The sequence below is a fragment of the Mesorhizobium sp. ORM8.1 genome, from assembly GCF_053005525.2.
Genome location: NZ_CM132600.1, coordinates 1352055 through 1364264, shown reverse-complemented (window position 1 = coordinate 1364264; position 12210 = coordinate 1352055). Strand labels below are relative to the sequence as shown.

Below are 12210 nucleotides of genomic sequence, written 5' to 3'. Positions count from 1 at the left end.
ATCGAATGACGGTTGAGGATTGTCTTAGTTCTTGGCGGTCAACAGCACCGGGATGTTAACCTTGGCGGGCAGCACGATGTCCTCGACGCTGGCGGTGGTCATCTTGGCCGTATCGGTAACCTTCGTCTCGACCGCGCCTGCCTGCTCGGACTTGTCGTCGATCATGGCGGCGGCAATCTTGGCCGTTTCCTTGGCGCGAACGGTAATGGTGTACATGGCCGATTTGCCGGTCTCGCAGACGTCGGGCTTGCGCTCGCAAAGGCCGGCGATGTCGCCGACCGCCTCACGTGCCGCAAACAGCGCCTGGATCGGTCCGACGCTCTGCTGGCCATCCTCGCCAGGGCCGACGCCGAGCGGCAGCGCCAGCAGCACCAGCGAAAACCAGAAAGCCATCCTGATCAGAAAGCCCATCTTACTTGCCTCTCATCCGGGACGGATATGCATCCATCCGCAACGGATCATGCATCCATCGGCATGACCTCTTTTATGGGCACGATAATGGCACGGCCGCGCAAAGGACGGCTTGCGCGGAAGCCGCCAATTTTCCTCAAATTTTAGGCAAATTGGAAAGGACCGGTTTTTGGTTTCGGTTTGCCTTAAGTCTCATCAACTGCATTAACTTTATGATAACCATATATCTCATTGTTATTGAATGATTTTTCAAGAAATCTGAGGTAGCCGGCTTTTGTTTCTGGCCCATCCCGGCACAGGCTTGCGGCTAACCCGCCGTTTACCATGCCGCCAACTCGGCGTGCATTGGCGGGCCGGCGCGACAATATTTGGCGGGGGCGGGGCGTCGAGCTCGTTAGCCTTATCCATTCCTTAAACGCTGGATGCGAGTTTCAAGCCAATTAATGAGTCACCTGCGAAGCAGGGCGTTTTCACGACCGGGTACGCGTGCGTTGAGTTCGATTTCGGCCAGATACGTTCAATTGCCTGGCGCGGTTGCCGCCGGCTGCGAGCGCATGGTTCACCCGACTGTCACGGGTGAGGCCGAGCGCTTGCGCCAACTCCGCTTCATCGGCGTCATGCTGGCCGCCCCCTTCCTTGCCGCGGGCGCCGCGGTCACGCTGGTCACCTCGAGCCTGGGCGCGGCCGTCACGATCGCTGCCATCTTCGCCGCTTTCGGCCTCTGCTGGTTCGCAGCACTTCTGGTCGCGGCGACCGGCCATATAGCGTTAGCCGGCCGGGTTGCGATCGTGCTGGGCGGCATGGCGCTCGCCGGAGCCATCGCGGCGGCGGGCGGGTTGGCCTCGCCGGTCGCGCTGCTCGCCATCGCCTTGCCTGTCGAGGCGTGGTGGATCGCCGGATCGCGGCGCGCGGTCTTGTCCGGCGCGCTCGCCGCGCTTGCCGCCATTTTGTTACAGCCCTTTGCCGGCGAGGTCCTGCCGCTCGGCTCGACCAGCATCGCGACGTGGCACTGGCTGCTGCCGCTCGGCTGGGCATTGACGCTTCTCCCGCGCGCCGCCGCTTTGGCCAATACGATCGTGCGCCATCCGGCAGAGCCTTCAAGCGATCGCCTCGAGGATGTCATCGACGCGGTCGTGCTGCGCGTCAGCCCGCAGGGCGAGGTGCTGGATGCGTCTGCCAAGACGCGTTCGCTGCTCAAGCTGGCGCCGGAGCTTCTGCTCGGCACCGGCCTGTTCGACCGCGTGCATCTTTCCGACCGTGTCGCCTATCTCACGGCGCTGGCCGATATGCGCGAGGGCGCGCCGAAGCGCCGTCTCGATCTGCGTATCCGCTTGCCGCGCGAGAACGCCGGCAACGCCGACAATTTCCGGCCTTTCAGTCTGGATCTGATGCGCGGCGAACTGGATCGCGACGTCGTGACCCTGCTCCTGCGCGAAAATGACGATGTCGCGGCACTTCGCGAGGAGCTTAAGCAAGCCAGGGACGCGGCTGCCGCCGCCGAAGTGGCCAAGGGCCGGTTCCTGGCGGTGGTCAGCCATGAACTGCGCACACCGCTCAACGCCATCATCGGCTTTTCCGACATGCTGCTGCATGAGATGTTCGGCGCCTTCAAGGATCCGCGCCAGAAGGAATATGTCGGCCTGGTGCGTGAATCCGGCCAGCATCTGCTGTCGGTCGTAACGTCGATCCTCGATGTCTCGCGCATCGAGGCGGGCGCCTATGCGACCGAGCTGGAACCGTTCCGCTTCGTCGAGGCGGTCGACATGTGCCGCTCGATGATGCGCCCGCTGGCTGACGCAAAGAGCATCGTGCTTGCCACGCAGATCGCGGCCGATACCGGCGAGATCAACGCCGACCGCCGCGCCGTGCAGCAGATCCTGATCAACCTTGTCTCCAACGCGGTCAAGTTCACCCCCGATGGCGGCTCGGTGATGATCGGCGCCAAGCGCGTCGGCTCGCGGCTGCATTTCTGGGTGAGCGACACCGGCATCGGCATAGCCGAGGAGGATTTCGCCAATCTCGGCAAGCCATTCATGCAGATCCAGAACGACTATACCCGCCGTTTCGAGGGAACCGGGCTTGGCCTGTCGCTGGTCAAGGGGTTGGTGGCGCTGCACGAGGGCACGATGTCGATCGAAAGCGCGCCGGGCGAGGGCACCACGGTGACGATCGGCCTGCCGGTCAACGGGCCCAAGCGACGCTCCGGCGCATCGGTCGACGTGCTGGCCATGCCCGCGACGAAGCCGAAGGGGGATACAGATGGGGAGAGAAATGGCTCGCTCCGTAAAACGGCCTAAGGTGATCGAACCCGAGCGCGGCGTCCTTGCCGAGGGCGCGGTCGCCGTCGGGCAGATGATCGCCAGCAATCCGGTTCTGGTCGGCGGCTCGACCGCTTTCCTGGTGACGCTGTTCTACGTCTCGGCCAACGCACTGTGGTATCAGCCCTTTCCGCATGCGGGCGCGTTCTTCGCCACGCGCAGCATCGAGAATTTTCCGCACACGGTGTCGGACGAACCGGAAACCACCATCAACATCGTGCGCCAGGCGCCGGCGCAGCCCACCGTCAAGCCGGATCCGGTCGTCCAGCAGGTGCAAGGCATCCTGAAGGACCTCAGCTTTTACGACGGCGCCGTCGATGGTCTTACCGGGCCGGCGACACGCAAGGCGATCCAGGCCTATCAGCTCAAGGTCGGGTTGCCGGGTTCGGGCGAGATCGACAACGCGCTGCTCGACCAGCTCGGCGCCAGGCAGACGACGGCGGCGATCCCGCATCCGGCGCCGCGGCCGGCCGATGCCACCGTTACCCCCTCCGCCAAGCCGGCGATCATCGCGGTCTCCGCTCCCGCCGATGGCGCGACGCAGTTGCCCGACGCCCGCATCGTCAAGATCCAGGCCGGCCTCAAGGCCTTCGGCAATGACGACATGCAGCTCGATGGCAAGGTCGGCGCCCGCACCAAGGCGGCGATCAAGGAATTCCAGGCACTCTTCGGCCTGCCAGAGACCGGCGAGCCGGACGAGGCCGTCTACGTCAAGATGCGCCAGATCGGGCTGACGAACTGAGGCTTCACAACCCCGGTCATTGCCGGGCTATTCGTTCTGCCTTTAGAGCGCTCAGAAAGGCAGCGCGGTCTAGGCACTGCCCTTCACCACTTGCCATGCCTTCGCAATATGCGCGCTTGAGCTGCTTCAACTCCTGTCCTTAAGACTTGGCCTTTGGTGACAAGACTTGGCCTTTGGTGACATGTTGCTCGTTAGCGGGCGCACATGTATCCAGTTATAGAGCTGCCATGTTATTCGGAACCTTCTCATGCGTGTGACCACCGATCTCTGGGTTTCGGCCCTTGTGCGCCGCGTGTTCGGCGCCAGCGGTTTTGCCGCCGTGGTCAAGCGTGGCGCGACCGAGGCGGGCGCGGTTTTTGTGTTGTCGCGCGGCCGGTTGGGCGAGGTCGCTCTCTACGGCCCGGCGCCGCAGACGAGCTACGATTCCGCCAAGCCGGACGACCGCCTTTTTACCTTGCTCGGCGCCGGCGACGACAGCGCGATGTTCGACGCGCGGCTGGAGCGGGAGAAAAATTCGACCCCGACATCTGGGTGGTCGAGATCGAGGCCGGAACCATTCCGGTCGAGGAGCTGCTTTCGGTAAAGACCGACTAAGACAGATCAAGACGCCTTGAGGTTGGCCGTCGCGGTGTCGCTGTTTGACGCCTGGCGTTCGGCATCGGCCGCATTGCCGCGGATCGCCCGCGACAGGGTCTCGGCCTTCCAGGCGCCCACCTTGTCGCGCGCCGCCTCGTGATGCAACAGCCGGTAGCGGTCGAGGAACAGCCGGATCGCCTGCGGATGCGGGAATTCGCCGGGAAAAACGGCGACTGCGATCAGAAAAGCCCTGTCCTCGCTGAGATCGAGTGCCCTGAGCGCCGCAAGCAGGCCCGCGTAACTTGACTGCTCGGTTACCGAGCGTGCCGTCGCGAAATCGATTTCCAGCGCGTCGGCAAGAGCCGTCTGGAAGAAGGCGGCATTGCCGGTCAGCGCAGTCTCGCGCAGTTTCACATAGGCCGGCTGGCCGAGAAAGCTGTTGATGGCGGCGCCGTCCTCGGCAGGCCGCATCATCGAGCGCAGCCGACGGCGCACATTGTCGGCCGCTTCACCCGGCGCGGGGCGGCTGTCCTCCACTTTTGCGGTGGGCTCCGTCTTCGCGGCGACTTCCGGCTTTGCCGGTTGCAGCCTGGCGACCGTCTCCGGCGGCTTCGAGCGCACCAGCGTCGGCTTCTCCAGCGCGCGGATCAAGGCAGCGATGGTCGGGTTGAGCTCCTTGCGGCGCGCGATCGCGCGCGCATGCGGCAGCCCGTGGCGGCCGATCAACGCGATCAGGTCGATGTCGCTCAGCGCCCTCGAGCGGGTGAGCAGGGGCGCCGCGATCTCGACCGGTTCTTCCGCCAGCCGGCGCACCAGGGCGGTCGGCGCGTATTCGCATTCGGACAGAGCGGCCGCGACATAGCGGCGGGACTCGACCGAGACGTCGTCGAACAGCGGCAGCGTCAAATCCTCGAGCTGGGCGATCTCGCGCCGCGAGGGGCGCGTCAGGCAGCAGAATGCCGACACGGCGGCGCGGAACAGCCTTTCAGCTTTTCCAGCCTCGGTCCGGATAGCGATTTGCCTGAAATCCGAAGATGACACGGAGGATACGCCCGACACTCGACACAATCCCGAACCGCGCAATCCGGCTGGCCGGCTTCGCGTCTCCAGGAAAAACAAACATCAAATTAGCCGCGATCCGTTAGCGCTCCGTTAACCCTCTAGGTCCCTTAATCAATATTGGAGGCGTTGCGTTGTGCTCCGGGAAAACCGAGAGAGGAATGCGCGAACCATGGGCATGGTCCTGTCATTTGTGCCGCGCGCGGCACCAGTAAATCGGGTAAACCACGACACCAGCACGGCGGCGGCGGTCATCATTTTCCCCGGCGTTCGCTACGAGCTGCGCCCGCATACCAGCGAAGCCCAGCCCGGCGGCAGCAGTCCGGACCAGCCGGGCTCTCCACCACCTCCTGCGCCGCATCACTGATCGGCTTGCCTTCCCCGGAGTATGATCTTGTCCGAAAACCGGTTCCCACTTTTCGGGATCATGATCTAGTAATCCTGCAACTCGCATGCGCTCTGCTCGAGGAAGCGTGACACGATCGGCTTCCAGCTTTCGTCCGGAACGAAGGCGCGCACGACGAATATGCCTTCCTCGATCGGCGCCTCGACGAAAATCGCGCCCTGCAGATCCTCCGGCAGATCGCGCCGCACATCGATCATCTGCGCCGGCGTCAGCACAACCGTGTCGAGCTTCTCGCCATTGGCGTTGTGATCGTTGAAGGAATAGATGTTGTGGCCATTGCGGTCGTAGACCGAGGCTGACCAGAACGGCACGTCGCCCGGCGCCTTGATCCGCACCAGCCCGTCGGCAAGATCGAACCGGCAGGCGGCGGCATAAAACATCGGATCGACGGACTTCACCACCGGCGCGCCGCCGGCTTCGGCGTCCAGTCGGGTCATCCTGTAGAGGTCCGAGGCCATCGCCAGCCGCGACCAGGCATCGCGCTCGGAAAACTCCGGCACCAAAAACAGCACCGCGATGTGCACGATGCCGGCGCCGAGCAGTCCGAGGATGAGCGCATGCAGCAGGCTACGCATTGCAGCCCGCCTTTAGGATGCGTGGCAGCGTCACGTCGGACAGGCCGGTGCTCGAGGCGATCGGCGTGTCGTAGAAGGTGAGCACGAAATACATCTTGCCGGAGCCGTTGGTGAGCAGCCAGTTGCCGGGCGCGGGACGGCTGCCGACGGAAATGACGACCGCATTGTCGGCCTGGCGCAGCACCTCGTAGGATTGCAAGGCGGCCTGCCTTGGCTTGCCGGTGCCGATGACGCCGAGCGACTGATCGGCGGCATAGAGCGTCCAGAACCGGGCGGTCGGGTAGCTGCCTTGGATCGTATAGGCGCATTCGCGCTTCAGCGGCTCGCCGGCCTCGTCGCGCTCGGCGACGAAGGTGAGCCCTTCAGCGCGGCCGAGCGCCAGAACGCCTTCGCGCGCCACACGCGCCTTCGAATAGGGGTCGGCGGCCAGCGAGCCCACATCCGGAAAGGCCGTCCATCGTCCGATGCGGATCGCGCCGACGCCGTCTTGCGCGTTGAGCGCATACCACACGCTGTAGCCGCCAAGCCCGATGGCGATGGCAAGCGAGATGAGCGTGAGGAGGGCGGTCTTGAGCATGAAGGCCGGAAACAGAGAGGTTGCTCGGGATATCGCGGCGTGGGGTGCCGTGGCAAGCCGGCTTGCCCGTCTAGAGTGCCGACAATGTCTCCGGTGGCGCTGGGGCGTCGAGCATTGGCGCCGCCTGGAACACCTTGGTCATGTCCCGCAGCGTCTGCGTGGTGCGGCCCGAAAGCACCGGCGGCCGCTCGGCCTCGGCTTGCGCCGCCTCCGTCTGGGCCTCTTTCTTGGCCGCCTCCTCGGCCTTGGCCGCTACCTCGGGGTCGACGAACGGATGATCGATGCCGGGGATCGGCTTCAGGTCGATGTTCTGGTGCGCGTAGACCATCAGCCGCTGCCACACCATCGCCGGCAGCGTGCCGCCGGTCATGTTGCGGGTCGGGGTGAAGTCGTCATTGCCGAGCCAGACGGCGGCTGTGTAATTGCCGGTGAAGCCGACGAACCAGGCGTCGCGGTAGGACTGCGTCGTGCCGGTCTTGCCGGCCACCACGATGTTGGGGATCTGCGCGCGCCTGCCGGTGCCCATCACCGGCACGGCGGCCAGCATGGTGTTCATCGATTTCAACGCCTGCTCGGACAGCACGCGATGCGGCGGCGGCGCGTCCTTGGTCCAGTCATAGACGACATCGCCGGTGCGCGTGACGAGCTGCGTGATGCCGTGGCGGGAGCCGACGAAGCCGTTCTGGGCAAACACGCTGTAGCCCGTCGCTTGGTCCATCACGGTCATGCCCGAGGTGCCGAGCACCATGGTCTTGTGCGCTTCCAGCGGCGATTCGACGCCGAATGACTCAGCCATCGCCTTGATCGGCGCGATACCCAGATGGTCCTTGGCCAGCCGCACCGGCACCGTGTTGATCGATTTGGCCATCGCCACGATCAACGGGATGTTGCCCGCCGATTCGCCGTTGTAATTGTGCGGCGACCAGTTGCCCCAACTGATCGGCCCGCCGGAAATGATGGTATTCGGCGTGAAACCATGCTCCATCGCCGTGGCGTAGACATAGGGTTTGAACGACGAGCCTGCCTGGCGCAGCGCCTTGGTGGCGCGGTTGAACTGGCTGGCGCCATAGTCGCGGCCGCCGACGATGGCGCGCACCGCGCCATTGGTCTCGATCACCACCACCGCGCCCTCGGTAACGTTGTATTCCTTGCCGAACTGGCGAAGGTGGAACTCGACCGACTCTTCCGCCGCCTTCTGGATGTTGGCGTCGAAAGTGGTGTGGGCGACCAGCGAATGCTGTCCCGGCTTGGCGATCTTCTTGACCTCGTCGAAGGCCCAGTCGAGGAAATAGTCGGGGCTCTTCTGCTCGCCGCGGTCGACGACATCGGCCGGGTGCAGGCGCGCCTGCAGCACCTGGCCTTCGGTCATGAAACCGGAATCGACCAGGTTGGAAAGCACGACGTTGGCGCGGGCGCGGGCAGCCGGCAGGTTGATATGCGGGGCGTATTTGGTCGGCGCCTTGAACAGGCCGGCCAGCATCGCAGCCTCGGCGAGGCTCAGGTCCTTCACGCTCTTGCCGAAATAGAAGTCCGCAGCCGCCTCGATGCCGAAGGTGCCGCCGCCCATATAGGCGCGGTCGAGATAGAGCTGCAGGATCTCCTTCTTGGAGAGATTGGCCTCCAGCCACAGCGACAGGAAGGCTTCCTTGATCTTGCGCTCGAAGGTGCGCTCGTTCGACAGGAACAGGTTCTTGGCGAGCTGCTGGGTGATGCTGGAACCGCCTTGGACCACGGAATTGGCGCGCACATTCTCGAAGATGGCGCGCGACAGGCCGAGCACGTCGATGCCGTAATGGTCGAAGAAGCGCCGGTCCTCGGTCGCCAGCACCGCCTTGATGACGATGTCCGGCATCTCGTCGACCGGCACGGAATCGCGCTGGATGATGCCGCGCTGGCCGATCTCGTTGCCGTAGCGATCAAGGAAGGTGACGGCGAAGTCGCCCTGGTTGCGCCAGTCGCCGGTGGTGATATCGAAGGCCGGCATGGCGAGCGCCAAAAGCACCACGAAACCGCCGGCGCCCATGGTGAAACCTTCGCTCAGCACCTCGACGATGGCGCGGCGCCAGCCATGCAGGCGGAAACGGCGCGAAAAGATGGTCGCCGCTTCCCAGAATTCGCGCGCCTTGAAGCCGATTTCATAGAGCGTTGAGTCGAGCCACGCATCGACGGCGAGCAGCGCCGAAGCGATCCGGCCTCTTCTCCTGCGTGGTTTCGAAGGACTTGCCATTCCGGAATTCCACCCTGGACGTCCCCGGCTGCCTCCACGGGCGTTTCAGGACCGTCTTGCAACGACTATTCGTCCATTTTGAGCCCGCTCACAAGGGCGGCGAAGCCACACAGCAAGAGTTGTTGATCGGGATTGCCACGGCCGTGAACGTCCGGTGATATCACCTGGCGGCGATGAAGCGCATGAAATGCGCCACATCCGCCTCGCTCGGCTCCAGGCCGGTGAAGGCGCGCAGATAGGCGGCGAGATGGCTGACACGCGCTTCGACCGGTTCCTTGAGGTCGAGCACATAGTAGCCGATCTGCATGTAATAGAGCACGCGGGCCCGGATGAAGGCGTCCTCGCCGTCATAACCGTGGCGGCAATACATGTCGCGGATGGCCAGCAGGCGCTCGTCATCGGCCCGGTCGATCATGCGCCGCACGTCGTGCGAGCGCCGCGCCCATTCGCGGACGGCAAAATCGAGCCGCGGATCGAACAGGCGCTCGTCGGCCCAGCATTCGAAGACGTTCATGACGCCCATGATGATGGTTTCGGCCGGGCGCAGCGCACGTTCGACGATCGCATTGGTGTTGGTGTCGTGCCAGTGGTTGAGCAACTGGTCCAGCAGGTCCTGCCGGCTGTTGAAGTACCAGTAGAAGCTCGAGCGCGACACGCCGAGCTTCTGGCCAAGCGACAGGATGCGCACGCTTTCGATGCCCTCGGCAATCAGCGTCTTCAACGCGATGTCGATCCAGTCCGCGCGGGTCACCTTGATGTTGCCGGGCGCTTCGGCCTGTGAGGCGGTCATGACGCCACAAGTGGCATGGCGCGAAGTGACGTGCAAGCGGCCCGTACACAAGTGTCTAGACACATATGTACAGGCGCTGTATGGTGATGGTCTCCAACGAGAGGGAGAGGCTCGTGAAGTCACATTATCGCGCGGTCGTTATCGGGGGCGGGGTGGTCGGCGCCTCGGTGCTCTATCACCTGACGCGGTTCGGCTGGAGCGACGTCGCGCTCATCGAGCGCGCCGAGCTGACGGCGGGCTCGACCTGGCATGCGGCCGCCGGTTTTCATGCGCTCAACGCCGATCCGAACGTCGCGGCGCTGCAGGACTACACGATAAAGCTCTACCGCGAGATCGAGGCCGAGTCCGGCCAGAATGCCGGCCTGCACATGACCGGCGGCGTCAACATGGCGAGCGACCCGCAGCGTTGGGAATGGCTTAAATCCGCATGGGCCGTGTTCCAGTCCGTCGGCATCGAGACCGCGCGGCTGGTGACGCCGGAAGAAATCAAGGAGATCTGCCCGATCGTCGACGTAAATGGCGTGCTCGGCGGCCTCTACGATTCCAACGAAGGCCATCTCGATCCTTATGGCACTACGCATGCCTATGCCGGCGCCGCCAAGAAGCGCGGCGCCGACGTCATTTTGCGCAACCGCGTCGTCGAGCTGAAAGCGCGTGCCGATGGCGGCTGGGATGTCGTCACAGAGAAGGGCACCATCGTCGCCGAGCATGTCGTCAATGCCGGCGGCCTGTGGGCCAAACAGGTCGGGCTGATGGCCGGCGTCGACCTGCCGGTGACGCCGATGGAGCACCATTATTTCGTCACCGAGGACATCCCGGAGGTGGCGGCGCTCGACAAGGAGCTTGGCCTTGCCGTCGACCTCGACGGTTTCTCCTACCTCCGGCAGGAACGAAAGGGCGTGCTGCTCGGCGTCTATGAGCAGAACCCGAAACACTGGAACATGGATGGCGCGCCCTGGGATTACGGCATCGAATTGATCCCCGAGGACATCGACCGCATCAGCCCCGAGCTGTCGAAAGCCTATGAGCGCTTTCCGTGCCTGGCGAATGCCGGCATCCGCAAATGGGTCAATGGCGCCTTCACCTTCACGCCGGATGGCAATCCGTTGGTCGGACCGGTGCGCGGCCCCAAGAACTATTGGGTCGCCTGCGGCGTCATGGCCGGCTTCAGCCAGGGCGGCGGCGTCGGCAAGTCGCTGGCCGAGTGGATGATTTACGGCGAGCCGCAGGCCGACATCTTCGGCATGGACATCGCCCGTTACGGCGCCTTCGCCGCCAACCGCGAATATCTCGGGCAAACCACGCGCCAGTTCTACGCCCGCCGCTTCGTCATGACCTTCCCCAACGAGCGGCTGCCGGCAGGGCGGCCGCTGAAGCGGCCCGGCGCCTATGACGGCATGACCGCCGCCGGCTGCGAGTGGACCGCGTCCTGGGGGCTGGAGATCCCGGCCTATTTCGCGCCGATGGGGTTCCGCGAGGAGACGACGCTGAAGCGCTCCAACGCTTTCGACATCGTCGGCGACGAAGTCCGGCAGGTGCGCCGCGCCGCCGGGCTGGTCGATACCACCGCCTTCTCGCGCTACGCCGTGTCCGGCCCCGGCGCCGAGGCCTGGCTCGACCGGCTGCTCGCCTGCAGCCTGCCGAAGTCCGGGCGTGCGAAGCTGGCGCCGATGCTCGGGTCCGACGGGCGCCTCAAGGGCGATCTCACCCTCATCAACTGGGGCGGCGGCGAATACTGGATCATGGGCTCCTATTATCTGCGCGAATTCCATATGCGCTGGTTCGAGGCGCATCTGACGGATGGCGTCACTATCACCGACATCTCCGATGCGGTCTCCGGCTTCCTCGTCACCGGCCCCAACGCCAGGACGCTTGTCGAACGCACCACGCATCAGGACGTCTCGGCCAAAGCCTTGCCGTTCATGGCTTGCGGCGAATTCGACATCGGCATGGTGCGGGCCCGCGTCGCGCGGCTCTCCATAGCCGGTGAGCTTGGCTTCGAGATCAACTGTCCCGCCACCATGCATTCGACCTTGCGCGAAACCTTGCTTGCGGCCGGCGAGGATCTTGGTCTGGCCGAGATCGGCTATTACGCGCTGAACTCACTGCGGCTGGAAAAGAGTTTCGGCATCTGGTCGCGCGAGTTCGCCCAGGGCTACACGCCCGGCCAGACCGGGCTCGACCGCTTCATCGCCTTCGACAAGGGCGACTTCATCGGCCGCGAGGCGGCGCTGAAAGAACGCGAGGCGGGTGTCCGGCGGCGGATCGTGACGCTGGAGATCGACGCCGTCGATGCCGACGCCAGCGGCTTCGAGCCTGTCTGGCATCAGGGCCGGCGCGTCGGCTTCGTCACCTCGGGCGGCTATGGTTACACGATCGGCAAGAGCGTCGCGCTGGCGTTGCTGGACGACGATTTCGCCGGCGAGGGTACAGTGCTTTCGGTGCACATTGTCGGCGTCGAACGCAAGGCGCGCGTTATTCCGGCCTCGCCCTACGACGCGCAGGGCAAGGCGATGCGGCAATGAGGAG

Annotated in this window: 9 protein-coding genes and 1 pseudogene; 4 read left to right on the top strand and 6 right to left on the bottom strand. The window is 64.5% G+C overall.

Annotated features, from left to right (window positions below):
- Positions 1-24 precede the first annotated feature (24 nt).
- The gene (locus tag ACVDG8_RS07210) at positions 25-411 is read right to left on the bottom strand and encodes a DUF5330 domain-containing protein (protein WP_447254098.1); all 387 of its coding nucleotides are present in this window, start codon (positions 409-411) and stop codon (positions 25-27) included.
- A 554-nt stretch (positions 412-965) separates the two neighbouring features.
- On the opposite strand from ACVDG8_RS07210, the gene ACVDG8_RS07205 reads away from it, so the two are divergent.
- The 3 genes and pseudogenes from ACVDG8_RS07205 to ACVDG8_RS07195 all read left to right on the top strand — a co-directional run bounded on the left by ACVDG8_RS07205 (position 966) and on the right by ACVDG8_RS07195 (position 4065).
- Positions 966-2708, top strand: coding sequence for a sensor histidine kinase (locus tag ACVDG8_RS07205; protein WP_447257257.1), 1743 nt, complete (start codon positions 966-968; stop codon positions 2706-2708).
- The gene (locus tag ACVDG8_RS07200; RefSeq protein ID WP_447254097.1) at positions 2683-3471 is read left to right on the top strand and encodes a peptidoglycan-binding domain-containing protein; all 789 of its coding nucleotides are present in this window, start codon (positions 2683-2685) and stop codon (positions 3469-3471) included. Before ACVDG8_RS07205 ends, ACVDG8_RS07200 begins: the two co-directional genes overlap by 26 nt.
- A gap of 247 nt (positions 3472-3718) precedes the next feature.
- Positions 3719-4065, top strand: a pseudogene (locus tag ACVDG8_RS07195) (DUF1491 family protein).
- A 6-nt stretch (positions 4066-4071) separates the two neighbouring features.
- Here ACVDG8_RS07195 and ACVDG8_RS07190 read toward each other — a convergent pair.
- The 5 genes from ACVDG8_RS07190 to ACVDG8_RS07170 form a co-directional block, all read right to left on the bottom strand.
- Positions 4072-5088, bottom strand: coding sequence for a DUF2336 domain-containing protein (locus ACVDG8_RS07190; RefSeq protein ID WP_447254095.1), 1017 nt, complete (start codon positions 5086-5088; stop codon positions 4072-4074).
- Between the two features lie 450 nt (positions 5089-5538).
- On the bottom strand, positions 5539-6087 hold the full coding sequence (locus tag ACVDG8_RS07185; RefSeq protein ID WP_447254094.1) for a DUF1254 domain-containing protein: 549 nt from the start codon (positions 6085-6087) through the stop codon (positions 5539-5541).
- Positions 6080-6664: a DUF1214 domain-containing protein gene (locus ACVDG8_RS07180; RefSeq protein ID WP_447254093.1), complete on the bottom strand. Its 585-nt coding sequence runs from the start codon at positions 6662-6664 to the stop codon at positions 6080-6082. The genes ACVDG8_RS07185 and ACVDG8_RS07180 overlap by 8 nt, the downstream gene beginning before the upstream one ends.
- Before the next feature lie 70 nt (positions 6665-6734).
- Positions 6735-8891 (bottom strand): transglycosylase domain-containing protein, encoded by a 2157-nt coding sequence (locus tag ACVDG8_RS07175; protein ID WP_447254092.1) that lies wholly within the window; start codon positions 8889-8891, stop codon positions 6735-6737.
- A gap of 160 nt (positions 8892-9051) precedes the next feature.
- Complete coding sequence (locus ACVDG8_RS07170) at positions 9052-9681, bottom strand: TetR/AcrR family transcriptional regulator (RefSeq protein WP_455707602.1); 630 nt, start codon at positions 9679-9681, stop codon at positions 9052-9054.
- Positions 9682-9794: 113 nt separating this feature from the next.
- Here ACVDG8_RS07170 and ACVDG8_RS07165 point away from each other — a divergent pair, with 113 nt between their 5' ends.
- Complete coding sequence (locus tag ACVDG8_RS07165; RefSeq protein ID WP_447254090.1) at positions 9795-12206, top strand: GcvT family protein; 2412 nt, start codon at positions 9795-9797, stop codon at positions 12204-12206.
- Positions 12207-12210: the final 4 nt, after the last annotated feature.